Origin of the sequence: Amycolatopsis sp. NPDC051128, from assembly GCF_040682715.1 — a bacterium.
GTDB lineage: Bacteria > Actinomycetota > Actinomycetes > Mycobacteriales > Pseudonocardiaceae > Amycolatopsis.
This window is the reverse complement of record NZ_JBFBBN010000018.1, coordinates 114,148-140,392: the sequence shown is the minus strand read 5'-3', so window position 1 is coordinate 140,392 and position 26,245 is coordinate 114,148. Positions and strand designations below refer to the sequence as shown.

Below are 26,245 nucleotides of genomic sequence, written 5' to 3'. Positions count from 1 at the left end.
GACGTTGAGGAGACAGCGTGCCCAAGAACCTGATCATCCACGACCTCGAGGTGCGGTTCCAGGTGGAAGGCGACGACGGAGCCCTGTTCACCCGCCTGTTCAACAAGCACATCCAGGCGTGGGCGCGGCTGTACGAGGACCAGTGCGCCCGGGCCGAGCGCAGCGACGACGATCGCCGGCTCGGCGACCCGGGAGGCCGCCGGTGAGCAGCACGCCGTTCTCCTCGGTCAGCCAGGGCGCCGACGCGCACCTGGAGATCGAGCAACCGGAGAACCCGCGGAACGTGCCGAAGCGGATCCCGCTGAAGTTCAACCCGACCGAGTACAAGCTGAGCAAGAGCAACACCTTCGCCGAGATCACCATCCCCGGTCTCGAAACGCCCCCGATCCAGTACATCAGGGGCGGCAGCGAAACGCTGTCGGTGCAGGCTCTGGTGGACACCTCCGACACGCTGGACGACGTCCGGAAGTCCTATGTGGACAGCATCCGCAAGCTGATGCGGCCCCAGGAGACGCTGCACGCGCCGCCGGTTGTCAGGTTCGTCTGGGACCGGACCGTGTTCCGGGGCGTGCTGGAGAAGCTGGACGTGAACTACGTGCTGTTCGCCAAGAACGGCGTGCCGCTGCGGGCCCAGCTCGACATCACGCTGAAGGAGTACCGGCCGGCGAAGGAACAGGTGCAGGACCCGCCGCGGTCCTCGCCGACGGTGGAGAAGAGCTACGTGGTGCGCCGCGGCGACACGTGGGACCGCATCTCCACCGCCGTCTACCGGCGCCCGGACGCGTGGCGGGAACTGGCGCGCGCCAACGGGATCAGCGATCCACGCGACCTGCGGCCGGGGCTGGTGCTGACCGTGCCCCGGCTGTCGTGAAAGGAGGTGGGCGATGACCGCGCCCGCGGGCACCCAGCCCGAGCTCGCCGACCCGGACCGTTACGCCCCCGGGTTCGAGGTGGTCGTCGACGGCCTCCAGGCCGACCCGACGACCAAGAACGACATCCTCGACATCAAGGTGCACCGCGACCTCGACGAGATGTCCGGCTTCGACCTGGAGCTGAACAACTGGGACGACGTCACGCTGAAGTTCAAGCACAGCGACTCGGAGAAGCTGCGGATCGGCACGCGGGTCTCCGTCCGGCTCGGCTACGCCGACCAGCTGCTGACGGTCGGCACGGGGACGATCAGCTCGCTCGCCCCCAAGTTCCCGGACGGCGCCTCGCCGACCGTCTCCGTCACCTGCGTGGACGGGATGCTCGCGCTCAAGGACCGCAAGCCGACGAAGGAAGAGGACAAGAACTTCGTCGGGAAGACCGACTGGGAGATCGCCGAACAGATCGCGCGGCGCAACAAGCTGGCCTTCAAGACGACCCACGAGGGACCGAGGCACGACCTCGTGGTGCAGAAGAACCAGTCCGACGCGCAGTTCCTGATGGAGCGGGCGAAGCGGATCGACTTCGACTGCCACATCCTGCCGGATCCGAAGACCGGCGAGCAGACGCTCTACTTCGTCAAGCCGACCGACGGCCGCGACGGCCGTCCCATCCGCCTGTTCCGCCTCGCCTACGCACCCGGACTGGCCACCGGGCCCGGCGGGCAGCCGGCGGGCCTGGTGCCCAACCTCCTCGACTTCACCCCGACCATGACCGTGTCCAACCAGGTCAGCAAGCTCACCGTGCACGGCTGGGACCCGGTGAAGGCGGAGCCGATCGAGTACGTCGCGACCGCGAAGGACCTGCCCGGCGGGCAGAACTCGGCCGCCGGGCAGAGCGGGCCGGAGGCGGCGGAGAGCGCGGCAGGCGGCCGCCAGGAAGTGGTGGTCGACGCGCCGGTGCTCAGCCAGGAGGAGGCCAAGGAGCTGGCCATCGCGCTGCTGCGGGAGCGGGCCTACGAGTTCATCACCGCGACCGGCCGGGTGGCCGGGCTGCCGGAGCTGCGGCCGGGGGACAACCTGGAGATCTTCGGCCTCGGCAGGCGGTTCTCCGGCACCTACTTCGTCAAGCGCGTGGAGCACGCGCTCAACACCAGCGGCTTCTTCACCACGTTCACCGGCCGGAAGATCTTCCAGGGGGACAAGCGATGACGGCGATGCCACGCGCCATGGCGACCGACCAGCGGTTCTACGGCGTCGCGCCCGCGGAGGTCGTGCAGAACGACGGGGACGACGAGGGCCGGGTCAAGGTGAAGTACTACTGGCTCGACGGTGGCGCTTCCGTCAGCCCCTGGATCCGGGTCAGCCAGCTCCACGCGGGCGGCGGCTACGGCTCGGTGTTCGTGCCCGAGGTGGGCGACGAGGTGCTGGTCGCGTTCTTCCAGGGGGACATGCGGCAGCCGTACGTGCTCGGCGGGCTCTACAACGGCAAGAAGAAACCGCCGGCGACGCACGACGACGGCCGCGACCAGAAGATCATCCGGACCAAGGCCGGTCACCAGATCCTCTTCGACGACCAGGCGAAGGAGATCACCATCAGCACCGCGACGGGCGCGAAGGTGGTGCTGAAGGACAGCGGGGAGATCACGCTCGAAGCCGAGACCGTGACGGTCAAGGCGGCCGGCATCGACCTCGGCGGCGGCTCGACCGAGCCCGTCGTGCTCGGCAACGCGCTGCTGCAGGCCTTCGTCCAGCACACCCACCCGGTGCCGGGCGGCGTCACCGGGCCCGCGTCGCCGCTGCCGCCGTCCGTGCTCGCGAAGAAGGTGAAGGCGACGTGACCGAACCCTTCCTCGGCACCGGCTGGCGGTTCCCGATCCTGCCCGACGAGGCCGGCCGGCTCTCCTACGCCGCCGGTGAGACGAGCATCGAGCACTGCCTGCGCGCGCTGCTGCTCACCGCGACCGGCGAGCGCGTGATGCGGCCGGACCTCGGCACCACCGTCGGGGAGTCGGTGTTCGCCCCCGGCAGCGTGCCGAACCTGCGCGAGCTGGAGCGGTCGGTCGCCGACGCGGTGCGCGACTTCGAGCCGCGGGTGGAGCTCTCCGGCGTCCTCGCCGAAACCGACCCGGGCGACGAATCGCGCGTCACGGTCTCGGTCGAGTACCGGATCCGGCGCACGAACACCAAGGCCAACCTGGTCTTCCCGTTCTACCTCGGTCTGACTGGCCTGACGGGAACCACACCATGACCCTTCCCGCGCCGAAGCTGGACGACCTCACCTGGGCCGACCTGATGGCGGCCGTCACCCGCCGGATCCCGGCGGAGTCGGGCGGCACGTGGACGCTGCACGCGCCCGCCGACCCCGGCGTCACCCTGCTGGAGCTGTTCGCCTATCTGCTGGAGCAGCGGCTCTACTGGCTGGACCAGGCCCCGGACGAGCTGGTCGTGGCGATCCTGAAGCTGCTGGGCCTCGAGCCGCCGCGGCCCGCACGAGCGGCGGCCACCGTCCTCGCGCTGACCACCGAGTCGCCTGAGCCGGTGGTGGTGCCCGCGGGGACCGTCCTGGCCCGCGACCCGGCCGCGGCGATCCGGTTCACCCTGGACGACGAGGTGACGGTGTTCCCGGTCGCGGGCGAGGTGACAGTGTGCACCGACCGCGACCGCACCGCGGATCTGCCGGCCCGCCGAGGGATTCCGCTGCTGTCCGCCGACGGCGCGGCCGCCTCGGCCCGCTTCACCCTGCCGCTCAGCGGTGCCCACTTTGTGTCAGGTTGGCTGTCGCTGCTGGTCGAGCTCGACTCGCCGCTGCCGCCGTCCTGGTCGCGGCTCGCGGTTTCGGGCGTCCGGCCGCCCGCCGAGCTGACCTGGTCCTGGTTCCGGCCGGACAGCGAGGTTTCCGGGGCGTTCGACGAGGTCCAGGACGGCACCGGCGGGCTGCGGCGGTCCGGGGTGGTGCGCCTGCGGCCACCGGCCGGCTGGTCCACAGTGGACCGGGGGCTGGTGGTGTCCACCCCGGCCGCGACCTACGCGTCGGCGCCGCGGCTGCTGGGGCTGGCGGTCAACGTGTCGGCCGCCCGGCACGTCGAGAAGCGCACCGTGACCGACCTGGCGGACCAGCTCGACGGCTGGCTGAAGCTGCCCGGTCAGCGGCTCGTGCTGCCGGACGCCGCTGATCGCCTCCTCACCGCGTGCCTTCACCTCGACGGTGACGATTGGAATCCGGTGGCGGACTTCACTTCCGGCGGCTCCCGTGACCGGATCTTCCTGCTGGACCGGCCCGACGGCGCGCTCGTGTTCGGCGACGGGCTCACCGGCCGCATCCCGCGTCCGGCCGGCGACGTGCTGGTCGAGTACACGATCGGCGGCGGCCGCGACGGCAACGGCGGCCGCACCGGCAACTGGCTGCCCGTCTCGGCCGAGTCGCCGGTGCGCGGAGCGAACCTCGTCAAGGCCGACGGCGGCGCGGACCCGGAGACCGTGGCGCAGGCGCGTGACCGGGCGGCCGGCGCGCTCGGCGAGGTGACCAGGGCGGTCACCGCCGAGGACTTCGTCACCCTGGCCGTGACGACCCCCGGCGTGTCGGTCGGCCGGGCGTACGCCGCGGTCGGTGAGCACCCGGGCTTCCCGTGCGCGCGGGTGCCCGGCGCGGTGTCGGTCCACCTCGTCCCGGCCGTGCCCCGCGGGGACTTCGCGGCCCCCGGCTTCGTGCCGGCGCCGCGACCGGACCCGGGCCTGCTGCACGCGGTCGCGCGGCGCCTCGGCGAGGCCCGCCTGCTCACGGCCGAGGTGTTCGTCCGCGCCCCGGCGTACCGGGCGGTCCGGCTGCGGGCCGACCTGTCCGGCACCCCCGCCGACCGGGCGAAAGTGTCCACTGTGGTCGGTGAGGCGCTGCGCCGGTTCCTCGACCCCGTGGTGGGCGGCGTCGACGGCACGGGCTGGCCCTTCGGCGAGGCACTGCGGCCCTCGGCCCTGCTGCGGGCCGCCCAGCAGGCACTCGGCGACCTGGCGGACGTCGCCGCCGTCGCGATCGGCATCGACGGAGCCGAACCGGCGGAGACCTGCGACGACGTGCCGCTGCGGCCCGCCGACCTGCCCGCGGTCCGCGAGGTCCGCACAAAGATCGTGCCCGCGGCCGAACCGGGGGAGGGCTTGCTGTGACCGGCGACGTCTGGTGGGCGCGCGGCTCGGGTGAAGAGGCGCGCATCGTCCCCGGCCCCGGGCCTGCCGGTGAGCAGCCGGAACTCGTCGACGCGACGAGGGAGGCGGTCCGCGCCGCCGTGCGCGACCGCATTCCCGGCTACACCCCGGACTGGACCAACCCCGACCGGCAGGACGCCGGCGTCGCGCTCGTCCGGCTCTTCGGCACCCAGGCCGAGCCCGTGCTCCTGCGGGTCAACCGGCTGCCGGAGAAGATCCTCGCCGAGCACCTGAACACCGCGGGCGTGCGCCGGCGGCCGGCCGCCGCGGCCGCCGCGTTGCTGGAGTTCACCGTGAAGCCGCCGGACGGCGCTTCGGTGCTCGTGCCCGCCGGCTTCCAGGCCGCCGCGACCGGCACCGGCGGCGATGTCGTCTACGAGACCGACCAGGACCTCTACGCCACCCCCGCCACGCTGGGCGTGCTCGCGGTGCAGCGGGGCGGCGCGCTCGAGCCGGTCCCGCTGGGGCCGAACGGGCCCGGCCGCCCGTTCCCGCCGTTCGGCGCCGAGCCCCAGCCGGGCAACGCCCTGTGGCTGGGCCTCGACGGCACCGCGAGCCCGTTCCCGTCACTGTCGCTGGGCTTCGTGATCGCGGCCGCGCCGCCGGCACCCGTGGCCGCCGGCGGGCTCACCCCGCCGCCGCTCGCGCCCCAGCCGTTGCTGCGCTGGGACGTGCTGGACGGCGGCCGGTTCCTGCCCGCCGAAGTCGTCCGGGACGAGACGGCCGGGCTGCGGGCCGGCGGCACCGTCGAGCTGCGGCTGCCGCGCACGTGGGCGCCCGGCCGGCCACCGGCCGCGCGCCCCGGCCCGGCCCTGCGGTGGCTGCGGCTGCAGGTCGCGCACGGCATCTTCACCGTCGCGCCGCCGCTCGTGGCGGGGCTGCGGCTGAACATGGTGGCCGCCACCGCCGCCCACACGATCTTCGACGAGCCCCTGGAGCCGGTCCAGGACCCCGCGGCGCCGGCCGAGCGGCGGCGGCTGCGGCTGAGCCAGGTCCCGATCCTGGCCGGCAGCGTGGTGATCGAGGTCGACGACGACCCTGGCGCCGACCTGTTCGGGATTACGGGCACGAGCGCGTCGCGGTGGCAGGAGGTGCCCAGCCTCGCCGCGTACGGCCCGGACGACCAGGTGTTCGTCGTCGACTACGACACCGGCGTGGTCACCTTCGGCGACGGCGTCAACGGCGCGCCCGTGCCACCGGGCTTCCGCAACGTGCGTGCCGTGCGGTACCGGGTCGGCGGCGGCAAGGCGGGCGCCGTGGCGGCCGGCGCCGTCAACGGCGTCGTCACCGCGCGGCCGTTCGTGACCGGCGTGAACAACCCGTTCCCCGCCACCGGTGGCGCCGACGCCGAGCCGGACGCGGACGTGGTGCGGCGTGGGGTGGGGGAGCTGCGGTCCCGCGGCCGGGCCGTCGCGCCCGCCGACTTCGGCCTGCTGGCGCTGCGCGCGCCGGGCGCCTCGATCGCTCGTGCGCACGGCGTGCCGGGCCTGCACCCGGACTTCCCCGGCGCGCCCATCCCCGGCGTCGTCGGAGTCCTCGTGGTGCCGCTGGCCGACGAGGGCAGCACGGAGCCGCCGGTGCCTTCCGCGGCCACTTTGCGCGCGGTGGCGGGCTTCCTCACCCGCGAGGTGGCGCCCGCCGGCGTCACGGTGGTCACCGGCCCGGTCGCGTTCCGGCGGATCGCCGTGGAGGCCCGGGTCGTGCTCGACGCCGGCCAGGACCGGGCCGCCGTCCTCGCGCGCGCGGCCGACGCGGTGACCACCTACCTGGACCCGTTGCGGGGCGGGGAGAACGGCGGCGGCTGGCCGTTCGGCGGCGCGGTGCGGCACACCCCGCTCGTGCGCCGGCTCCTGGCGGTGGACGGCGTCCTGGCGGTGTCCGGGCTCTCGCTCACGGCCGACGGGCTGCGGCTGCCGCCGTGCACCGACCAAGCGATCCCGCCGGACGACCTGGTGTGGCCGGACCGCCCCCTGCTGATCCCGGTGGAGGAGTCCCCATGACCTGCGCCCCGACCACCGTCACGTTCCGGCTCCTCGACGACCTCGTCGGGTGGGACGCATCCACGGTGACCGATCTCGTCGGGTTCGAGGACGAGACCGGCGTCCGGCTGGCCTACGCCGGCCCGTCCCCGGCGGGGCCGACGCGGTCCCAGCTGCTGCCGTGGTTCCCCGACCCGCGGCTGGCGCCCGGCTGCCGGCCGTGCGCGTGGTACCTGCTCGCCGGCGACCGGTTGCTGCGCCGTGACACCTGCGCGGGCGGCTGGCAGCCGGTCTGGCCACCCCACTGTGACCCCCGGCTGCTGCACGCGCCGACCGCGGTGGCCGCGCGCGGGCACCGGATCGCCGTGGCCGACTCCGGCCGGGTCTTCGTGTGGCGCAACGAAGGCGACCACCTGACCGCGGTGATCGAGCTCCGGCACGCCACGGTCGTCGCGCTCGCGCAGGACGAGCAGGTGCTCGTGGCCCGCGCCGGCCGCGACCGGCTCTGGCGGTACGGCGCCGACGGGCGGCTGTGCGAGGTCGTCCGGACCCACGTCGACGGCGAGATCATCGGGATCCGCACCGGGCCGGGCCGCACGATCTGGCTGCTCACCGAGGAAGCAGGCCGGTTCCGGATCTTCCGCGGCCACCACCGGTTCCAGGAGTCCACAGTGGACGAGCTGGCCGCCGCGCTGCCGCCGAGCTCACTCGTCGCCGCGGACGAGGACGGCTTCTGCCTGCGGGAGAAGGGGCCCGAGAGCGACGTGACCTCCTGCTACGACTGGACGGGACAGCCGCGCGAGGAACCGGCGCCGGAGTCCGGCCGGTTCGTGACCCGGGGCGAGTTCACCACCGGCCTGATCGACAGCGGCATCTCGCGCTGCCGCTGGCACCGGGTGCGGGTGGACGCGGACGTGCCGGCGGGCACGGCGGTGTCCGTGTCGGTCGTGGTGTCGGAGGACGACCGGTTCGCCGAGAGCGACTGGCAGACCGCGCCCCCCGGCGTCACCGACTTCCTCGTCGACCAGCCACCCGGCCGCCACCTCACAGCCCGCGTGCGGCTGTCCGGCGACTCCTCGGCGACGCCGGTCCTGCACCGGATCCGGCTCGACTTCCCGCGCTCCACCAGCGCGGACCTGCTGCCCGCGGGGTTCCGGCAAGACCCGGCGGCGGACGACTTCACCGAACGCTTCCTGTCGCTGTTCGACGCCACCACGGCCGAGATCGACCGGATCATCGAGCGCTACCCCGCGCTGCTCGACCCGGCCGGCGTGCCGGACGCGGCGCTGCCGTGGCTGGCCGGGCTGCTCGGCCTGTCGTTCGAGGCCGGCTGGGACGCGGACACGCGCCGGAAGCTGATCGCCGCCGCGCCCCGGCTCTACCGGCGGCGCGGCACGCGGTGCGGGCTCGCCGAGGCGATCGGCATCGTCTTCGGCGTCGAGCCGGTCATCGACGAGCTGGCCGGCGACCGCCACTGGGCGCAGGTGCGCGCGACCGCGTCCCCGGCGACCGCCCGCGGCCTCGGCTCGGTGCGGCTGTTCGGCCGCTCGTCGTCGCGGCTCCGGCTCGGCACCTCGACGCTGGGCACGACGCCGCTGCGGGCGTTCGGCGACCCGGACACCGACCCCCTCACCGAGCACGCCCACCGGTTCCGGGTCCTGCTGCCCGCCGGAGCGGCGGACGAGGACGCGGTGCGGCGCCTGGTGGTCCGGCAGGCGCCCGCGCACACGAGGGGGTCGGTGCGCGCCGGCGGGGCCGGTTTCGTGGTCGGCACGCGGTCGACGGTCGGGGTGGACACCGCGTTCGTCCCGCTGCCGCCGCCCGTGGTGGGCGCCGTGCGCCTGAACCACGACGGAGTACTGAGACCCGGGCCACGAGGCGCCCGCCAAGGGGTGAGCGTCGGCGTGGTGTCCGCGGTCGGGGTCCACACGCGAGTGTCTTGAGAGGACGGAAGAGATGACCGAGGCAACGACACAGGAGCAGCCCTTCCGCCGGTTGCGGTACTTCCACGGCCAGCTGATCACCGCGCGCGACTTCCAGCGCGAGCAGGAGTACTTCCGCGAGAAGCTGAAGTTGCGGATGCGCTGCCTGCTCGGCTACGGCGTGGTGTGCGGGCTGTTCGTGGAACCCGCCCCGCCGGGGGACGAGAAGGAAAAGACGGAGCACCAGGCCAAGGTGCGGATCACCGCCGGGCTCGGCGTCGACTGCGACGGCAACGAAGTGCTCGTGTCCGGTGGCTGCGCGATCGACCTGGCGGGCGCGCTGCACGAGACCGAGCGCACCGGCGGGACGACGGTGTGGGTCGGCGTCGAGTACCGCGAGTGCGCGGTCGAGCCGACCAGGACCGTGTTCAACTCCGCCTGCGCGGACACCTCGGACTGCGACCACGGCTACACCGAGGAAAGCTACGTCGTCCGCGTCACCACCAAGACACCGCCGAAGGACGAGCGCTGCGACACCTGCTGCACCCGCTGCGAGCACAAGGTCCTGTGGCTCGCCAGGATCGACGACGTCGACTTCGGCAAGCCGGTCCGGGCGGACCGGATCCACCTGAACGTCCGGCGCTTCTTCGGCAGGCACGTGCCGACCGTGATCACCGGCATCAACTGGCGGCACGGCCACACGTACACGGTGAACGAGGCCAAGGAGCTGCTCGGCACGCAGAAGAACTCCGGCGGCCTCGTCGTCGAGTTCTCCGACGACGTCCGCGTGGACAGCCTGCGGCGGGGCGTCGTGGAGGTCCAGGTGATCGAAGGCGGCGCCGGCCGCAACGCCGACACCTGGTACATGGGCGGCCGGTTCGAGGAGCCCACCGAGAAGGACGGCGAGTTCACCCGGCGCTTCCGCTACCGGCAGACGACCCGCGAGACGCTGCAGGACGGCGACCGCGTGCTGGTCACGGTCCGCGCGGCCTTCATCCTCGACCGCTGCTGCCGCCCGGTCGACGGCACCCACGTCGGCGGCCGGGTGCCCTTCACCGGCCAGGTGAAGGCCGAGGCGGAGACCGAAACCGAGACCGAGACCGAGACCGGCCACCACCCCGAGCCGGAGCCGGTCGGCTGCCTGGTGCCGCCGTCGGGCATCGGGCCGTGGACGTCGGGCACCGGCGCGGGCGGCGACGTCTTCGAAAGCTGGTTCTTCATCACCGAGGAGCGTTCATGAGCACGTCCGACTGCGGGTGCGGGTGCGGCGGGGCGCCGGCCTTCCCGGCCGCGTTCGTCCGGCCGCGGTTCTTCTCGGGCCAGCTGCTCACCGAGGACGACCTCACCCTGCTGACCGACTACGTGGCCGGGAAGGACCGGCTGCACAACCGGATGGTGTCCGGCCCGGGTGTCGTCTGCGGGCTCGAAGTGTCCTGTGACTCGTGTGCCGGCGGGACGGTGCTCGTGCGCCCCGGGCACGCCCTCGACTGCTGCGGCAACGACATCGTGCTGTCCTGCCAGGAGAAGGTCGACGTGCGGGCGCTCGTGCGGGAGCTGCGGGTGTCCTCGCCGGGGATCGACTGCGGTGACCCGTGTGACGACGACCAGCGCCACTACGGGCTGTTCGTGCGGTACGAGGAGAGCATGGCGGACCCGGTCGCGCCGTTCGCCACCGAGGAGCCGTGCCCGGCGCCGGGCTGCGTGCCGTCGCGGGTCCAGGAGGGCTTCCGGTTCGTCGTCAAGTGCGACACCACCGACGACCACCGGTACAACCCCGGCACGCGGCTGCTGGAACGGATCGGCCCGCTGGACAGGTACGAGGCGGTGCGCCTGCGCGCCCAGCGGCTCGGGCTGTACCTGGACGCGATGTCCGTCGCCAGGTCCGCCGCGACCCGGACCATCGAGTTCGCCCCGGCCGACCGGGCCCGGTACGAAGAGGCCCTCGCGTGGCTGCGCGAGAACGCCGAGGTGGCGCTGACCCCGCCGGTGGTCGCCACCATGACCGAGCACGTCCGCGCGCTGGCCGGCGCCGTCGCCCGGTACGACACCTACGACGCCGACGGGCAGCGGGGGCTGGAGCTGGGCGATGTCGACGCCGCCCGGCGAGAGCTGGGGACGGCGTGTGAGCGGCTGGCCGGCACCGACCCGGAGAAGATGTGGCCCGAGCCGGCGCACCGCTCGATCGCCGTCGCCGTGGTGGCCGAGGCGCGGGCCCGGGTCGTGGAGCAGGACCACACTGCGCCGCTGGAACTGCGTCTGCTGGCACAGGGCACGCCGATCGGCAACGTGCTGCAGGTCGAGTTCCGGTCCGACCTGGCCGGGATCAGGGAGTGGTTGCTGGACCGCCTCGACCGGGTGCCGGGGATCGCGGACTGCTCGCTGCGGGACGAGGTGCGCCGGGTCGCCATTCCGCAGCCGCTGCCCGTGCCCGAACCGGACCCCGGCCGGCACCTGACGCCGGCCGAACTGGACGGGATCGCGGACGCCGCCGGCAAGCTCACCAGGCACGTGGAGCGGTTCGTCACCGACGCCGCCTGCTCGACGCTGAACCCACCCTGCGTCGACTGCTCCGACAACGACGTGCTGCTCGCCCACCTGGAGCTGGACGGCTGCGACGTGGTGCGGGTCTGCTCGGCGACCCGGGAGCAGGTGCTGCCCGGCGGGTCGGCGTACGGCGAGTGGCTGCCGAAGCTGTACCGGCTGCGGGAACTGGCCGAGCGGATGTGCTGCCGGCCGGCGCCGGTGTACCGGCCGCCGGCGCCGCCCGCGCAGGGCCTGGTGCCGGCGACGTACGTGGCGGGATTGGCGGCCGACTGGCCCCGCGACGGCGACCTGGAACGGATGTGGAGCCTCCTGGTACGGCCCGCGCCGGGCGAGACGCCGCCGAAACCCATCCACGAGCAGGTGTACAAGGTGCCGGACGAGGTGACCGACAGCCTGCAGGAGCTCAACGCGCTGCGGGGCCAGGTGAGCGACCTGATCGCGACCGTGGAGGCGTTGCGGGGACAGCTGGACAGCGCGCGGCAGCAGGTGTCGCGGGTGCGGGAAGAACTGCCGGAACGGCTGTCCGACCGGCTCTCGGACCTGGAGAACGCCCCCGCGCCGAAACCGGAGCCGGAGCCGGAACCGGAGCCGGAGAAACCGGCGCGGCGTCCCCGGTCGTCGTCGAGCCGGACCGGTGGTTCCGCCCGCAAGCCGCGGCCGGGTGAGTCGTCGTGACCGGTCCACTGCGCCCGGAGTTCCGCGAGGGGCAGGTGCTCGCCGCCGCGGACCTGGCGGCGACCGTCTCCTACGCCCGCGCGGCGGCCGTCCGGCACGCGCGCCTGTCGCACGACTGGGGCATCGCCGACGGGCTCGGCCTGACCACCGAGAACCGGACCGACGCGACGACGGGCGCCCGGTTCGTCGAGGTGAGCGTCCAGGCCGGGCTGGCGATCGACGGGACGGGCCGGGAGATCGTGGTGCCGGCGCCGGTCGTGTTGTCGGAGGCGGACTTCGCGGCCGTCAACGGCGCCGACCGGCCGACCACCGAGCCGTACCCGGTGTTCCTCACCGCCGCCGACCGGGCTCAGCCGGCGACCGGCCCCGCGTCGTGCGCCGGCTCGGCCGGGCCGGCCCGTGTCGAGGAGTCCTACCAGATCCTCTTCCGGCGGCTCGGCGACGAGCGGCTGGTGGCCGACCAGCAGCCGCCCGCGGTGAGCGCCGCGCCGGCCGCCCCGCCCGTCCAGTGGCTGGTGCTGCTGGGCTTCGTCCAGTGGACCGACGGTCACTTCACGCGGACCTTCCCGGCGGCCCGGGGCGTCCGCCCGCGCTACGCCGGGGTGCGCGCGGACACCGTGTCGGCCCGGTCGGGCGAGCTGTCGCTGCGGACCCAGCCCGCGGCCGGCGAGGGCGAGCCGGCGCTGGTGCTGTCCGGATCGGACACACCCACGCTGGTCTACGGGCTGTACAAGGGAACCGGCGACGTCGACCCGCTGATGACGGTGGAGGCCAACGGGAACCTGACCATCGCGGGCAGCTTCTCCGGCCGGATCTCCGCGGGCAGCGTGCTGGCGACGTCCGGCAGCGCGACGGACGGCATGGTGCTGCCCCTGCCGTCCGGGGTGACGCCGGAGGAGGTCGCCGACGGCCGGGTGTCGCTGCACGTCTACGTGACCCCGCGGACACCGCCGTCCGAATCGGGGCTCACCGTCCCGGCCGAGGCCACTGTGGACGATCAGCGGCGCGTCCGGTGCCGGCTGCGCAGCTACGACCCCTCGGCCGCGGGCGCGACGGTCGTGGAACGGTCCGGCGCGGTCGACTTCCTGGTGCTGGCGACGGTCGCGGCGACGAGCGGGGGTGGCCGAGGATGAGCGTTTTCGCGGTGTACGAGTCGAGCACGGGCACCGTCGTGGGCGCGGTCAAGGCGATCGGCACTCCGGTGCCGACGGCGGACGCGCTGGTCGGCGACGCGCTGCCGGTGCGGCTCTCGCTCGGCACGGGGCCGGCCACGTTGTCCTTGCCGGGCCGGGAACTGGCCGTGCACGAGGCCGACGACCAGCCCGAGGTGTTCGTCGAACCGCTGGCGTACGGTGTCACGCGGCCGGCCGGCCAGTCGCCGAAGCCCGCGCTGGCGAAGCTGGCGGAACTGCCCGCGCCGACCTTCGACAACGCCGGCCTGCTGGTCGCCCTCCAGGAGAAGACATCCCAGGACACCACGGTTTTCGCGCTGGTCTCCGAGGGCCAGGAGACGCTGCCGGTCCACGGGGTCGTCAAGGCAGGCGAAGATCACCTTTCGCTGCCGGTCACGGTGAGCGCGGGCGCGCACGCCGTGCTGCTGCTGGTGGCGGGGCGGGCGGGCCGGCTGGACGAGGTCGAGAAGCCGTGAGCACCCCCACCGGCGGCGAGATCACCGTGCACCGGTGCGCGGTGCGCGTGGTCCGGCGCGGTGGGTGGAGCTGGGGGCCCGACCCCCGTGGGCTCGTCCAGCGGGTGCTCGACGCGCTGCCGGACCTGCTGGCCGCGGAGTTCGACGAGTACCTCACCGGCGACGGTCCCGATCTGGAGATCACCGAGCCGGTGCGGCTGTCCGTCCGGCTGTCCGCGCGCGGGGGGAGCGGGCTGACGCCGGCCGGTCTCGTCCTCGAACCCGCCGCCGGCGGCGGTCCGCTGCCCGGACCGATCCCGGTGCCGGTGCCCGTCCGGCCGGCCGGACCGGCCACCACGGACGTCGCCGCGGAGCTGCCCGCGTTCGCGGACGCGCCGGCCCCGGCGGTGGCCGCGTTGTTCGAGGAACTGGCCGCCCGGGACGAGCTGTCCGCGTTGCTCGCCCTGCTGCCCGAAGAGACGGTGCGGCGGTACCTGTCGGCGCTGCTCGCCGTGCCCGCCGGCGAACGCACTGGTTCGTTCACCGCCGGAATCGGTGGCGGGCCGGCCGCCGAACTGGTGGCGGAACTGGTTCGACGGCGGGCTCTTCCGCGGCCGCCCACGACGCGCGCGGAACTCGCCGAGCTCGTGGGTCCGCCGGCCGGCGGAACCGGCGAACGGACGACCGCCGCCGATGGCCCGGCCGCCGGCTCGTGGCCGGCGAGGGAGACGAGAGTCGGCTCGGTCCTGCCGTTCCTGCTGGCGGGCCCCCTGGCGAGAACCGGCTACCTGGACGCGATCGGCCCGGCACTGTCCGGAGTGGACCTGCTCGGTGACGCGCCGCTGTTCGCCGCGGCCCTGGCGTACCAGGTCCTGGGCGCGCCGCGGCGGACACCCGAGGACGACGCCGCGGCCGCGACGTTCGCGGGCCTGGATTCGGTGCCGGACCTGGCCGCCTTCGCCCGGCGGGTCCGCCCCGCGCTGCAGGTGCTGGACGGCGTGCTGGCGCTGTCGCTGTGCCGCGGCCACGATCCCGCCGAGCCGCTGCTGATCACGGGAGTGGACGACGGCCTGCTGCTGGTCGACGCCCAAGGTTTGTTCCCGCTGGCCTGGGCGTCCACAGTGGATGGTCTGCTGCCGCACTGGGCGGCGTGCGGCGAGCCACCCGTGCTGGTCCGGGACAGCCCGCTCCCGCCGGCCTGCCTGCGTGACCTGGCGGCGGCGGGCGTCCGGTTCATCACGGACGCGCGTCCCCTGCGTGACGATCCCCTGTCCCGGCTGCGGTGGCGCACTCCACTGTGGACGACCGGCGGGGTGGAACCCCGGCTGGCCGCGGAGTTCCCCGCCGAGCGGCTGGACGAACTGGTCCGGACACTGTTCGGCGCCCACCGGGCCCTGCCGACGGCGTCGGACCGCGCCCTGGACCACAGCGTCGCGCTCGCGGCGGCCCTGTCCTTGGGGATGATCGCCTGGCAGCTGTGGCGGGACCGCGAGACCCCGGACCCGGTGCTGGCGCTGACCCGGTTCGCCGACCTGGAGGCGACCGTCCGGTTCACCCGCGACGCGGTGCGCGTCAAGCTCCCCCTGGGCCGCCGCCACACGGACCTGTGGCGGGGCGGCGCCCTCGTCGACGTGCCGAACGTGGTCTGGCTGGGTGGCCGGACCCTGACCTTCTCCGGCGGCTGACGTGAGCGGTTTGGCGGTAGAGCACCTCCGCGTGCGCCTCGCGGAGCTGCACCGGTCGCTGCGGATCGCGGTGGCCCGCCAGTCCGCGGCGGCGGCGTTGCTGACGCGCCCGGATCTGACCCCGTTCTGCGTGACGGACGAGCAGGTGGACGCGCTGCTGGACCGCGTGGACGCCTTCACCGAGGCGATGACCGAGCCGCCGTCGCCGTCCCGCCAGGACCCGGAGTCCGAGCAGCAGCTGAGGCGGCTGGCCGCGTCGCGCGGGGTGACGCTGCCGCTGGACGTCCTCGCGACCCGCTACGGGCTGTCCCGGGTCGAGCAGGACGCGCTGCTGCTGGTGGCCGCGCCGGAGCTGGACCCGGGCTACGAGCGCGTCTACGCGTACGTGGTGGACAACCTCAACCGGCGGGCACCGTGTGTGGAACTGCTGGTCACCGTGGTCGCGGAGACCCCGGCGGACCGCCTGGCGCTGCGGCGCGCGCTGGGCTCCGCGGGCCGGTTGCGCCGCTACGGCCTGCTGCGGGCCTATGGCGAGGCGCCGACCGAACCGGCCCAGGAACTGGCCCTCGGCCCCGGCTTGTTCGAGTACCTGATGGGCTGGGGCGGCGACGCCGGGATCCTCGGCCACGATCCGGGCGAGGTCACCCAGCCGGAACGGCAGCTGGCGTCCCCCTACCTGGAGTCGGAGCGGCTGAGGAGGCTCGGCCAGGCGCTGGGTGCCGGCGACGTCGACGTGGTCGGTTTGTGGGGATGTCCGCCCGACAGCCAGATCGACGCCGCGCAGGCGCTGGCGCACGCGGCCGGCAGGCCACTGCGCCGCCTGACCGCCGAGGTGGCCGATGACCTGCGGACCGCGGCCGCCCTGAACGCGATCCTGTGGCTCCGGACCGACGGCCGCGCGGCACACGCCGACGAGGCGCTGGTGAGATCGGGCGTGCCGCTGTGCCTGACCGGCGTGCACCCGTGGCGTCCGCCGAGGTTGCTGGCCGCGCGCACGTACGGGGAGCTGACGGTTCCCGCGCCGAGCTTCCCCGAGCGCCGGGCGATGTGGTCGTCGGCGTTCCCGGTGCTGGCTCCGGAGGTGCTGGAGGACTTGGCGGCCCGCTACCGCATGAGCGGCGGCGAGCTCCGCGCGGTGGCGGCGGTCGCCGACGCCGGCGCGCGGCTGTCCGGCGACGGCCACCCCGTCACCGAGCACGTGGAGCCGGCCATCGCCACGGTGACCCGCGGCCGCACCAGCGGGGCGGTGCAGTCGATCATCCCCCGCCGCACGCTGGACGACCTGGTGCTGCCGGCCGCCCAGATGGGCCAGATCGGCGAGATCGCGTCGGCGTTCCGCGCCTGGCCCCGCATAGCGGAGTCCTGGGGTTTCGCCCGCCGCTCGGCGACCGGCGGGGTGAAGGCGCTGTTCACCGGCGAGCCGGGCACGGGCAAGACGATGTCGGCGGAGGTCGTCACCGGCATCCTGGGGCTCGAGTTGCTGAAGGTGGACCTGGCGCAGGTGGTGTCGAAGTGGGTGGGGGAGACGGAGAAGAACATGGAGGAGGTGTTCCGGCAGGCGGAGGACAGTCACGCGGTGCTGCTGTTCGACGAGGCGGACGCGCTGTTCGGCAAGCGCGGCGAGGTCAAGCACGGGACGGACCGGTACGCCAACCTCGAGGTGGGCTACCTGCTGCAACGCCTGGAAGCCAGCGACGGCCTGATCATCTTGACGAGCAACCTGAAGGAGAACATCGACCCGGCGTTCACCCGGCGGTTCCACTTCGTGGTCCACTTCCCGCGGCCTTCTCCGGCGGAGCGCCGGCGTCTGTGGCAGCTGGCGTTCCCGCCGGAGGCACCGTTGTCGTCGGACGTCGACGTGGATGTGTTGTGCCGCTTGGACATGACGGGAGCGGGCATCGCCTCGGCGGCCCGCACGGCGGCGTTGTCGGCCGCTGACGCGGGGAGTGGTGTGATCGCGATGCGCCACGTGGTGCGGGGTGTGTCGCGCCAGTTCCAGCGCGAGGCGCGGTTGTTCCGGCCGGCGGAGCTGGGCCGGTATGCTGGGCTTCTGACGGACAACGGGAGTTCGCATGCCTGAACTGATGCCTCCGCAGACCAAGCCCGCTGTGCCGGTCACCGCTCAGGAACTCCGTACGGCCGCGGCTGCTGAGCGGGGTAAGAAGAAGCTGGTGCTGGTTCCGGCTGTGGTCGGGAACGCTCAGGCCGCGAAGACAGCTATGGATGGCAGTTCGAAGACGGTGCCTTCGCACTTGGCGTCCACGTTGGCCGCGGGGCAGGACCGGGTGGGGAACGCGGCGATCGCGGGGGCGGCGATGCGGGTGGTCCCGATGGCGGTGCCGACGAAAGGGAACTGCCCCGGCTGTTGACCACGCCTCGGCGCTCGTGGCGTCTTCACCCCGCGCCGTGGCCGGCGAACGAAGCCAGGTGCTGGACGAGGCCGTTCCTGACAACGGTTATCCGGCGGCGGCCGGGCAGGTCCACGAACGGGCAGTCGGACGGCCCCTCCCGCAGCGTGGCCGACTCGTCGCCCGGCGCCAGCCACAGCAGCTTGCCGGACCGGAGCCACGGGCCGAGCTCGAAGTCGTACTCGGCGACCCGGGGTATCTCCCAGTCCCAGCCGCCCCGGCCGCCGTCCCGGTAGATCAGGTACGTGTTGGTGCCCCACAGGTTCACCAGCCGGACGCCTTCCGGCTTCGGCCCGAAGTAGCTGATCGCCCACCCGGTGTGCGCACCGACCGGCACCTCGGCGAGCACCGCTCGCACGTCCGGGCCGTTCAGGATGCGCGGGACGACGAACGGCACGTCCGGGCCGGGAACCACGGCGAACGGCGGGTGCTCCACCGGATCGGCCAGCCGCATCGCGCCCGTCATGGCCAGCCAGTCGGGTGGCCGCGACGACGACGGGCGGCGGACCGGGTTCTCGTAGTCCCAGAACCGGCCGTCGAGGCCGAACACGTCGATCGGCCAGCGCACCGGTTCGCCGGTGCCCGGTGACCGCGCGACCGTCACGTCGGGCAGCAGGGCCCGGTACCGGCGGTTGACTTCCCGGACACGAGTGATGTCCGGCGACTTCCGGCCGGCCAGCCGGGCGCTCTCGGCCAGCAGCCGGGCCCGTTCGGCGGGGACGTCCACTAGTCCGGCCTCCCCGCCGGCGGGGTCCACGGCCGCCGGTCCGTCCACTGCCCGGTTTCCGCCACGACGAACCGCATGGGCTGGCCCGGCGCGAACCGCACCAGACCCTCGCCACCGCCACGCTGGTGCTGCCGCACGAGCTTGTCGCGCATTTCCTTTTCGGCCGGGTCTTGGGGATCCCACCGCACGACCGCGCCGTGCATCACGCCGAACCTGCCCTCCTGCATGTCGCGGATGAGCAGTTCGTACTCGTCGAGCGGGATCTCGGTGCCGTCCGGGCGGCGGATGTCGTACAGGTCGTGGTCGCCGGCGATGGGGTGGCGGGCCTTGTTCTTGTCGTAGCCGTGAACGACGTAGCCGAGCACCTCGAACCGCCCGGGGCCCAGGGGTTTCCGCGCGAGCTTCTGCATCTTCGGACCGTACTCCCGGCGTTCCTCGACCCGCATGCGATAGCGCTTCCGGCCCGCCTCGACGTCGTCCCGTTCCAGGTTCCTTCGTTTCGGTCGCGGTACGGCGTTGAGGAAGAACCCGACCAGGCCTTTCTTCTCCGGTTCGATGCCCAGGAACGTGTCGGACCGCTGGATCGTCTTCGCCTTGATGTCCACCGGTTTGTACCAGGCGCCGCGCATGAGGTGCCGGATCGAGTCCGGGTTGGTGGGCCGGACTTCGATGATCAGGTCGTTCTCGTCGGCGAAGCGCTGGAACTTCCGGCCGTTCTTGACGAGGATCCCGTAGCCGGCCTGCGCCTTCTTCCGGCTCAGCGGTGAGTTCTCCGGCCGGCTCTCCTTCGACGGGTTGATGACCGCGGCGAAGTGGATGACGTTGTGGTCGCCCTCGCGCCGTTCGACGACCAGCTTCAGGGCGGTCAGCCGGTGCCGGCGCCGGATCTGAGGGAGGCGCTTTTTGATTTCGTCGACCGGCATGCCGGTGCGAACCAGGTCGTGCGCGTCGCGGAGCGCGGCGTCGAGCGCACCCGTGTCCTTCCCGGGGCGCTTGTCCTCGTGCGGATCTGCGGGGTGGCGTCGTGGCGTGGGCCGGCGGCCGGCCGGACGTTTCCGTTTCCGCGGCTTGAGCTTGGCCCACAACTTCTTGACCAGGCCCACGATCTTGTCGATCACCCAGTCGATGGCCTTGTTCACCGGGCGCGCCAGCTTCTGGAAGATTTCCTTGACCTTCCCGGCGATCCCGCCGACCCCGAGAAGAGCCGCCAAAGCCCCGATCAACACCGGAATCGACCGAGCCAGCGCCTTCTCGACCAGAGCGGGGACACCCCCGCCGCCACCCTTGGCGATCGCGATGACCGCGTCCAGGACGGTGTTGACGAACTCGATGATCTGCCGGCCGTTGGTCACGATGAACTTGATGATGTCGATGATCATCTTGCAGGCGCGGATGAACGCCGACGCGGGATTGAACAGCGAAATGATCCAGGTGACGCCGGCGATGACGATGGTCGGCAGCAGGTACGACACCAGGTTGTCGATCAAGTTCTTCTTCAGGTCGCCGACGCGCGTCTTGAGGTCGTCCCACAACGCCCGCACCCCGCGCTTCCGTACCTCGAGGACGATCGGGAGCGCGGCCTTGCCACCCTCGATGGCGGCCACGGCCTCCTTGGGGACCTTCCTCGCGATCCGGGCGAAGAGGTTGGCCGGGGAAAGCCCGAGCAGGCCGGCGATCAGCACCAGGATGCCGACCGCGTCGAAGCTGGTGGGCAGCTGGATGCCGGCCGCGCCGGCGGTGCCCAGCAGCCAGGACAGCACACCCTGCTGCAGGTGCCGGCCGGCGTTGTTCTTGAACAGCTTCAGCCCGCCACCGACGGCCGACACCAGGTTGCCGAGGAAGCCGATCGGGTCCTTGAGGATGCCCATCACGGCCTGCGCGGCCTTCGCGAGCACCCCGAGCAGCATGTCCTTCAGCTCGAGGATCGTCTTGATGACGCCCTTGATGCCGTCCAGGGCCTTGTCGACCAGCCCCTTGTTCTTCTCCTTCTCCGCGGCGATCTCGTCGTCGACCGACTTGACGGCGTCGGTGTACTTCGTGGCCAGGGTGTCGACCAGTTCGGTGCTCTTGTCGTCGACGGACTGGGTCAGCTCGTCGAACTTGCCGGCGAACTCGGCGGCCGCCTGCTTGCCCAGCGCCTTGAGGTCCTTCGGCAGGCCCTCGACCGTCTTCCGCAGTTCCTCACGGCCCGTGGCGATGCGCTGCTTCGCTCTCGCCAGCTCGCGGCCGATCGTGTCCGCGACGTCCGAGATGACCTCGCGCATCCGCTTGACGTAGTGGTCCCGGGCTTCGACGAAGATCTGGTTCGCTTCCTCGGGCAGGCCGAACAGCTTGTCGTGGCCCCACTTGACCAGGCCCCAGCCACCGCTGTAGCGCCGGTCCTTGTACTCGTCCATCTTCTGCCGGTGTTCGGCGGTGAACGCGTCGCGGGCCTCCTTCTCCCCCTTGGTGAACTGGTCGTCGACGAGTTTGTCCAAACCGGTGAGGATGCCTTCCACGTCGGTCTTCATGGTGTCGAAGACCTTCTGCAGAATGGCCGTTACCTGAGCCCGCTTTTCCTCGTCGGTGGCTTTCGTGGTCTTCTTCCCGCCGCCGACCTGCTGACCGGTGTGCACCCGCTGGTTCGCGATCGCGCCCATGGCGGCGGCGCCGAGGCGTTTCGCCTGCGCCGTGGTCTGGCGCAGCTGCTGGGACTCGTTCTTGCGCAGTTCCGGCGGGGTCGTCTCGGAATGCTTCTCCGCGGCCTGCTTGTCCTTGAGCGCCGAGCCGAACGCCGGCTCGTTCGACTTCTTCAGCTGCTGCTCGGTGACCTGGTTGCCGGCCATCTCCTGGTTGACGTTCGCCGGGCCCGCGGACAGGTCGGTGGCCGACGGCGGCAGCTTGTCCGGCGTCGCCTTCGCCGGGTCGGGGGTGGCCGGGGTGCCCGGCGGGCGGTCGGCCGCCATGGGCACGACCTGCTTGACGTCGGCGGCGGAGGTGTCCGGGGGCGCGGCGGTGGTGTCGGCGATCTGCTCGGCCGAGGCCGTCTTGCCTTCGCCGACCTTGCCCGCCACCTCGGCCTTGACCTCGGCGGGCTTGCCGGAGCCGGCGAACTCGTCGGCCTGCTCCAGATTCTTCGGCGTCTTCTCGGCGATGGCCTTCTCGACGGCCTGGATGAACGCTTCCTTGTCGAACTCCTTCGGCTTGGCGTCGTTCATCTTCTCGGCGTTGGCCGTCTTGCCCTGCGCCACCTCGTCGTCCTTGGGCGGCACCGAGGCGGCCTGCGCCGAGGTCGCTTCGTTGCTCGCCGGGGGGTGGGACCTGGCGACCGTGCGTTTCTTGTGCGCGATGTCCTTCTTCAGCACCGCGAACTCGGGGTCCGTGCCCGGCCCTCTGGCCAGGCCCGCCGCCACCGCGCCGTTGCCGACCTTGTCCTGCGACGCCTTCCGGGACGGGTCGCCGAGCGGTGTCCTGTCGCCCGCCCGCAACGCCGCCAGCGCGGCGGCGTTCGACGGCGGCAGCTGAGCCGGTTTCCGCTGCGGCGGACGCTCCTTCACCGCCGCCGTGGTCGCTGCTGTCGTCGTCACCGCTGTCGTCGTCACCGCGGGAAGCTTCGCGCGAGCCCTCGGCGGCGGTGGCATGGGACAGCTCTCCTCCCGCTACGGCAACCTCGGACAGCGTCGCAGCCGGCCGTCACCAGGGCGTCGCGGAAACGTCCTCAGGCCGCCGGTTCGCGATCTTGTAACCAGGTTCGCCGTCGACGCGACATTCCCGGGTGAGGAATCGAGGTGAACGCATGCGACGGACGTGGTGCGCGGCAACGGCTGCCGCCGTCCTGGCGGCCGCCGGCTGCGGTGCCCCCGGCCCGCGCGAGCCGTCCGGTCCGCCAACGTCCGCTGCTCCCGAATCCGCCGGCCCGGCCGCGACCACGGCATCGCCCGGCGGGACGGCACCGGCCGCGGAACCGGGCACGGCGGCCAACGCCCCGGCCTCCCGGCCAGGCAGCGCGCGCACGCGGTCTGGGCCCACGACAGCGAAACCGCCGGTGAAGACGACCCCTCCGGCGAACAATCCTCCGCCGGCCGGGAAACCTCCCGCGAAGGGTTCGCCGGTCCGGACCAACCCGATCGACATCAAGGGCAGTTCCTACGCCGTGACCGGGCCTCTGACGGAAGCCCAGCTGGCCGACGAGTGCGGCGGGACTCTGTGCGTGACGATCCGCGAGAGCATCGGCGGGCCGGCCAGTCCCAGCTCGGACTGCAACGTCAACGACATCATTCAGCCCTCGCCCCTCTACCGCGGCGACACGGTGACTTTCGTGCTCAGCGACCCGTGCGGTGACTTCACCGAGCCTCCGCCCAGCAACTGACGGGTCCATGTCGAAGCGCAGGCTCTACGCACCCGCCCGCGGCGCGCGCGTGACTTCGGCCGCCGCTCCGTCGGACAGCTCGGCCAAGGCGCTGCGGTTGATCAGTTCGGTGCTCGCGCCCACGACAGTGCTCACGGCCCTGCTGTTCTTCTTCGGCAGGCAGCACGCGACCTGGCTCTTCGACTACTTCGGGGTCCCCCTGTCGGAAATGGGCCTCACCGCGCAGGACTACCTCGTCCGCAGCGCCGACGGCCTCTTCACCCCGATGGCCGTCGTGATGGCGGCGGCGCTGACGACGCTCTGGGGCCACCGCGTCCTGCGCGCTCGCCTCAGCGAAACGGCCTGGGAACGGCTGCTGCGAGTCCTGACGCCCATGACCGTTCTCTTCGGGCTCGCCGGGGTCACGGTCGCGACCGTCGGCGTGCTCGCGCCCGAGACGTTCGAAAGCTCCTACGCCGTTCCCGGCGCCGGCCTTGCCCTCGGTGTGACGGCTCTCCTGTCCGCCTCGCGCCTGAATCGGCGGACGGCGCGGCCGCTGCCGGGCGCGCTCGCCGTGACCGAGTGGGCGGTCTCGTTCGTGCTCGTCAGCGTCGGCCTGTTCTGGGCGGTGGCCGACTACTCCGCATCGGTGGGCATCGGCCGGGCGATGGAGATCGAGGCCGCCCTCGCCGTGCCTCCCGAGACGGTCCTTTACAGCGCGAAGAACCTGAGCCTGCACGCGCCCGGCGTCCGCGAGACCGTCTGCGGCACGCCTGACGCGGCATACCGTTATCGCTACACCGGGCTCAAGTTCGTCCTGCAGTCCGGCGGCCGCTACCTTCTGCTACCCCGGCTGTGGACCAAGGGCACCGGTACCGCGATCGTTCTGCCCCGCACCGATGCGCTGCGGCTGGAGTTCACCTCGGTCGCCGATCCGGGCGCACCCTGCTGAGACCCGGTCACCACGATTCGATCAGCGGGTCACCGTGCTCCTGCCGCCGCCATTCCTCGGTGAGGCGGCCGAGCCGGGCCGGAGCGGCGATGCCCCGCACGCCGGCGATCCGGTCGTCCCGGATCTCCAGGATCACGACGCCCACGACCCGGTCGTCGAGCGTGGCGAGCATGGCCGGGCAGCCGTTGACCACGGCGGCGTGGATCGACGGCGAACCGCCGGCGAGTCTCCGCTTGGCCGGAGACGGTTTGAAGCCGGCCCGCAGCGCGCCGGCGATCCGTTCCGGGGTCGGGTACCGGACCAGCTTCCCGGGCAGCCCCAGCCCGGCGCCGTCGGAGATGCCGGTCGCATCGTCGGTCAGCAGCGTCACCAGCCGTTCGGTCCGGCCCGAGGAGGCGGCGTCGACGAACGCCTCGACGATCCGGCGCGCGGAGGCATGGTCGAGGTCCGTGCCGCGCCCCGCGGCGGCGATCCGGCGCCGGGCCCGGTGGGTGTGTTGCTGACTCGCGGACTCGGTGATGCCGAGGATCCCGGCGATCTCGGCGTGGCTGTACGCGAAGGCCTCGCGCAGCACGTAAACGGCCCGTTCGACCGGCGACAGCCGCTCCATGAGCGTGAGCACCGCCAGGGTCACCGATTCGCGCTGCTCGACGGTGTCGGCCGGGCCCAGCATCGGGTCGCCGTCGAGGAGCGGTTCGGGCATCCAGGTGCCGACCGCGCGTTCGCGCCGCACCTTCGCCGAACGGAGCCGGTCGAGCGCCAGGTTGGTGACGATCTTGGTCAGCCACGCCTCGGGCACCTCGACGTACTCCCGGTCGGCGGCCTGCCACCGGAGGAACGCGTCCTGCACCGTGTCCTCCGCGTCGGCGGCCGAGCCGAGCAGACGGTAGGCGAGCGAGGCCAGCCGGTTCCGGCTGGCCTCGAAACACGCTGTGGTGGCAGCGTCCATGAGCACGACTCTATGCGGCGACGACGTCCGGCGAGCGCTCTTCGGTGGTGGCCAAGCGGTATTGGCGACCCGGTTTGCCGAAGGCCGGGCGGCTGACGGCCCAGCCGCTGGTCGCCACGATCGCCGACTTGATCCGCGCCGCCGCCCGGCCGCACAGGGCCCCGGGCTTCGCGCGAGCGTCCCCGTCGACCAGCTGGAAGATCCCGTCCCGGCGGCCGAGGCTGAGGTGGTTGCCGAAATAGGTCAGCGAGGTCGCCTTGAGCCGGCGCCCGGTCAGGTCCCCGATGATCGCGGCCGTCGCCCGCAAGGCGGTGTATCCCGCCGAAGCGCAGGACATCGGCATCGGCTGACCGTTGTCGCCGATGACGAAGGCGCTGTCACCGGCGACGTAGACATCCGGGTGCGAGACCGACCGCATCCGGCGGTCGGTGGTGATCCGGCCGTCGGCTGCCACACCGAGCCCGCCGGCGGCGGCGATCGGGTGGACGGCGAAGCCGGCGGCCCACACTGTCGCGTCGGAGGCGAAAGCGCGGCCGTCGGCGGCGACCGCCCCCGTCTCCTCGACGCGCTCGATGGTGGTGTGTTCGTGGACCGTGATCCCGAACCGGTCGAAGGCGTGCAGCAGGTGACGGCGGGCCTTCGTGCCCAGCCGTTCGCCCAGTTCGCCGCTGGTGGCGAGGCTGACCCGAAGCCCCGGACGCGATTCGGCGATCTCGGTGGCGGCCTCGATCGCGGTCAGGCCGCCGCCGACGACCAGCACCTTCCCGTCCTCGCCCAGCTCGTCCAGGCGGGCACGCAGGCGCAGCGCGGCCGGCCGCGCGGCCACGTGGAAGGCGTGCTCGGCGACGCCCGGAACGCCGTGGCCGGCGGCGGTACTGCCGAGCGCGTAGACGAGAGTGTCGTACTCGAGCCGGTTGCTGCCCTCGCCGTCGGCCACAGTGACAGTCCGGCGCCCAGCGTCGACGTCGGTCACCCGCGCCACCCGGAGCCGGACAGCGGTGCCCGCGAACACCTCCGCCAGCGGCCGGTGGCGCAGATCCTGCCCGGCGGCGAGCTGATGCAGGCGCAGCCGCTCGACGAAGTCGGGTTCGGCGTTGACGACGGTGATCTCGAAGTCGTCGGCGTGGAGCCGGCGGGCCAGGTATCCGGCGGAGAAGGCGCCGGCGTATCCGGCTCCGAGGACGACGATGCGGTGCGTCATGGTTCGCTCCTGTCTGGTTCGTGTGCTTCCCGAACGAGACAGCCGGCGCGTTCCTGACAGCTTCGGCCGGTGACGTGGATCACCCCCTCAGGGCTTCTTGGTCGCGAATGACTCATTCACGGCCTTTGGCGAGCAGGTGAAACTGCCCGGCCTTGCTCATTCGCGACATCAAGCCGAGTGGCG

At 72.8% G+C, this 26,245-nt stretch carries 21 protein-coding genes; 17 read left to right on the top strand and 4 right to left on the bottom strand.

Annotation, left to right across the window (positions count from 1 at the left end):
* Positions 1–17: 17 nt before the first annotated feature.
* Genes AB0M82_RS20435 through AB0M82_RS20365 form a run of 15 tightly spaced genes read left to right on the top strand, consistent with a single transcriptional unit; the run spans position 18 to position 17,867 of the window.
* Positions 18–206: a putative phage tail protein gene (locus AB0M82_RS20435; RefSeq protein ID WP_364723891.1), complete on the top strand. Its 189-nt coding sequence runs from the start codon at positions 18–20 to the stop codon at positions 204–206.
* On the top strand, positions 203–871 hold the full coding sequence (locus tag AB0M82_RS20430) for a LysM peptidoglycan-binding domain-containing protein (RefSeq protein ID WP_364723888.1): 669 nt from the start codon (positions 203–205) through the stop codon (positions 869–871). The genes AB0M82_RS20435 and AB0M82_RS20430 overlap by 4 nt, the downstream gene beginning before the upstream one ends.
* Positions 872–884: 13 nt before the next feature.
* The gene (locus tag AB0M82_RS20425; protein WP_364723886.1) at positions 885–2,078 is read left to right on the top strand and encodes a type IV secretion protein Rhs; all 1,194 of its coding nucleotides are present in this window, start codon (positions 885–887) and stop codon (positions 2,076–2,078) included.
* On the top strand, positions 2,075–2,707 hold the full coding sequence (locus tag AB0M82_RS20420) for a phage baseplate assembly protein V (protein WP_364723884.1): 633 nt from the start codon (positions 2,075–2,077) through the stop codon (positions 2,705–2,707). The genes AB0M82_RS20425 and AB0M82_RS20420 overlap by 4 nt, the downstream gene beginning before the upstream one ends.
* Positions 2,704–3,117 (top strand): GPW/gp25 family protein, encoded by a 414-nt coding sequence (locus AB0M82_RS20415; protein WP_364723882.1) that lies wholly within the window; start codon positions 2,704–2,706, stop codon positions 3,115–3,117. Before AB0M82_RS20420 ends, AB0M82_RS20415 begins: the two co-directional genes overlap by 4 nt.
* Positions 3,114–5,027, top strand: coding sequence for a hypothetical protein (locus AB0M82_RS20410; RefSeq protein WP_364723879.1), 1,914 nt, complete (start codon positions 3,114–3,116; stop codon positions 5,025–5,027). Before AB0M82_RS20415 ends, AB0M82_RS20410 begins: the two co-directional genes overlap by 4 nt.
* Complete coding sequence (locus tag AB0M82_RS20405; RefSeq protein ID WP_364723877.1) at positions 5,024–7,066, top strand: putative baseplate assembly protein; 2,043 nt, start codon at positions 5,024–5,026, stop codon at positions 7,064–7,066. Before AB0M82_RS20410 ends, AB0M82_RS20405 begins: the two co-directional genes overlap by 4 nt.
* A complete protein-coding gene (locus AB0M82_RS20400; protein ID WP_364723874.1) occupies positions 7,063–8,988 on the top strand; it encodes a phage tail protein in 1,926 nt (641 codons plus the stop codon). The genes AB0M82_RS20405 and AB0M82_RS20400 overlap by 4 nt, the downstream gene beginning before the upstream one ends.
* A 13-nt stretch (positions 8,989–9,001) precedes the next feature.
* Positions 9,002–10,207, top strand: coding sequence for a hypothetical protein (locus AB0M82_RS20395; RefSeq protein ID WP_364723872.1), 1,206 nt, complete (start codon positions 9,002–9,004; stop codon positions 10,205–10,207).
* Positions 10,204–12,186, top strand: coding sequence for a hypothetical protein (locus tag AB0M82_RS20390; RefSeq protein ID WP_364723869.1), 1,983 nt, complete (start codon positions 10,204–10,206; stop codon positions 12,184–12,186). Before AB0M82_RS20395 ends, AB0M82_RS20390 begins: the two co-directional genes overlap by 4 nt.
* The gene (locus AB0M82_RS20385; protein WP_364723866.1) at positions 12,183–13,319 is read left to right on the top strand and encodes a hypothetical protein; all 1,137 of its coding nucleotides are present in this window, start codon (positions 12,183–12,185) and stop codon (positions 13,317–13,319) included. The genes AB0M82_RS20390 and AB0M82_RS20385 overlap by 4 nt, the downstream gene beginning before the upstream one ends.
* Positions 13,316–13,834 carry a hypothetical protein gene (locus AB0M82_RS20380; RefSeq protein WP_364723863.1) on the top strand — a complete coding sequence of 173 codons (519 nt, stop codon included), beginning with the start codon at positions 13,316–13,318 and terminating at the stop codon, positions 13,832–13,834. Before AB0M82_RS20385 ends, AB0M82_RS20380 begins: the two co-directional genes overlap by 4 nt.
* Positions 13,831–15,498, top strand: a complete 1,668-nt coding sequence (locus tag AB0M82_RS20375) for a hypothetical protein (RefSeq protein ID WP_364723860.1) — start codon at positions 13,831–13,833, stop codon at positions 15,496–15,498. Before AB0M82_RS20380 ends, AB0M82_RS20375 begins: the two co-directional genes overlap by 4 nt.
* Positions 15,499–15,529: 31 nt before the next feature.
* Positions 15,530–17,578, top strand: coding sequence for an ATP-binding protein (locus AB0M82_RS20370; protein ID WP_364723857.1), 2,049 nt, complete (start codon positions 15,530–15,532; stop codon positions 17,576–17,578).
* Complete coding sequence (locus AB0M82_RS20365; RefSeq protein ID WP_364723855.1) at positions 17,571–17,867, top strand: hypothetical protein; 297 nt, start codon at positions 17,571–17,573, stop codon at positions 17,865–17,867. Before AB0M82_RS20370 ends, AB0M82_RS20365 begins: the two co-directional genes overlap by 8 nt.
* A gap of 25 nt (positions 17,868–17,892) precedes the next feature.
* Here AB0M82_RS20365 and AB0M82_RS20360 read toward each other — a convergent pair whose 3' ends face one another.
* Together AB0M82_RS20360 and AB0M82_RS20355 are read right to left on the bottom strand one after the other, a co-directional pair.
* Positions 17,893–18,681 (bottom strand): hypothetical protein, encoded by a 789-nt coding sequence (locus AB0M82_RS20360; RefSeq protein ID WP_364723853.1) that lies wholly within the window; start codon positions 18,679–18,681, stop codon positions 17,893–17,895.
* Positions 18,633–22,214, bottom strand: a complete 3,582-nt coding sequence (locus tag AB0M82_RS20355) for a hypothetical protein (protein ID WP_364723850.1) — start codon at positions 22,212–22,214, stop codon at positions 18,633–18,635. Before AB0M82_RS20355 ends, AB0M82_RS20360 begins: the two co-directional genes overlap by 49 nt.
* A gap of 194 nt (positions 22,215–22,408) precedes the next feature.
* On the opposite strand from AB0M82_RS20355, the gene AB0M82_RS20350 reads away from it, so the two are divergent.
* Both AB0M82_RS20350 and AB0M82_RS20345 read left to right on the top strand, forming a co-directional pair.
* Positions 22,409–22,981 carry a hypothetical protein gene (locus AB0M82_RS20350; protein WP_364723847.1) on the top strand — a complete coding sequence of 191 codons (573 nt, stop codon included), beginning with the start codon at positions 22,409–22,411 and terminating at the stop codon, positions 22,979–22,981.
* A 7-nt stretch (positions 22,982–22,988) separates the two neighbouring features.
* The gene (locus AB0M82_RS20345; RefSeq protein ID WP_364723845.1) at positions 22,989–23,912 is read left to right on the top strand and encodes a hypothetical protein; all 924 of its coding nucleotides are present in this window, start codon (positions 22,989–22,991) and stop codon (positions 23,910–23,912) included.
* A 7-nt stretch (positions 23,913–23,919) separates the two neighbouring features.
* On the opposite strand, the gene AB0M82_RS20340 is transcribed toward AB0M82_RS20345, so the two are convergent.
* Positions 23,920–24,861 (bottom strand): sigma-70 family RNA polymerase sigma factor, encoded by a 942-nt coding sequence (locus AB0M82_RS20340; RefSeq protein ID WP_364723843.1) that lies wholly within the window; start codon positions 24,859–24,861, stop codon positions 23,920–23,922.
* Positions 24,862–24,871: 10 nt separating this feature from the next.
* Positions 24,872–26,062 (bottom strand): FAD-dependent oxidoreductase, encoded by a 1,191-nt coding sequence (locus AB0M82_RS20335; protein ID WP_364723840.1) that lies wholly within the window; start codon positions 26,060–26,062, stop codon positions 24,872–24,874.
* Positions 26,063–26,245: the final 183 nt, after the last annotated feature.

Bases quoted from the DNA above. Each gene is read 5' to 3' on its own strand.
- AB0M82_RS20340 (WP_364723843.1), bottom strand. From the start codon at position 24,861: ATGGACGCTGCCACCACAGCGTGTTTCGAGGCCAGCCGGAACCGGCTG.
- AB0M82_RS20390 (WP_364723869.1), top strand. From the start codon at position 10,204: ATGAGCACGTCCGACTGCGGGTGCGGGTGCGGCGGGGCGCCGGCCTTC.
- AB0M82_RS20395 (WP_364723872.1), top strand. From the start codon at position 9,002: ATGACCGAGGCAACGACACAGGAGCAGCCCTTCCGCCGGTTGCGGTAC.
- AB0M82_RS20380 (WP_364723863.1), top strand. From the start codon at position 13,316: ATGAGCGTTTTCGCGGTGTACGAGTCGAGCACGGGCACCGTCGTGGGC.
- AB0M82_RS20425 (WP_364723886.1), top strand. From the start codon at position 885: ATGACCGCGCCCGCGGGCACCCAGCCCGAGCTCGCCGACCCGGACCGT.
- AB0M82_RS20420 (WP_364723884.1), top strand. From the start codon at position 2,075: ATGACGGCGATGCCACGCGCCATGGCGACCGACCAGCGGTTCTACGGC.
- AB0M82_RS20335 (WP_364723840.1), bottom strand. From the start codon at position 26,062: ATGACGCACCGCATCGTCGTCCTCGGAGCCGGATACGCCGGCGCCTTC.
- AB0M82_RS20365 (WP_364723855.1), top strand. From the start codon at position 17,571: ATGCCTGAACTGATGCCTCCGCAGACCAAGCCCGCTGTGCCGGTCACC.
- AB0M82_RS20345 (WP_364723845.1), top strand. From the start codon at position 22,989: ATGTCGAAGCGCAGGCTCTACGCACCCGCCCGCGGCGCGCGCGTGACT.
- AB0M82_RS20400 (WP_364723874.1), top strand. From the start codon at position 7,063: ATGACCTGCGCCCCGACCACCGTCACGTTCCGGCTCCTCGACGACCTC.
- AB0M82_RS20350 (WP_364723847.1), top strand. From the start codon at position 22,409: ATGCGACGGACGTGGTGCGCGGCAACGGCTGCCGCCGTCCTGGCGGCC.
- AB0M82_RS20410 (WP_364723879.1), top strand. From the start codon at position 3,114: ATGACCCTTCCCGCGCCGAAGCTGGACGACCTCACCTGGGCCGACCTG.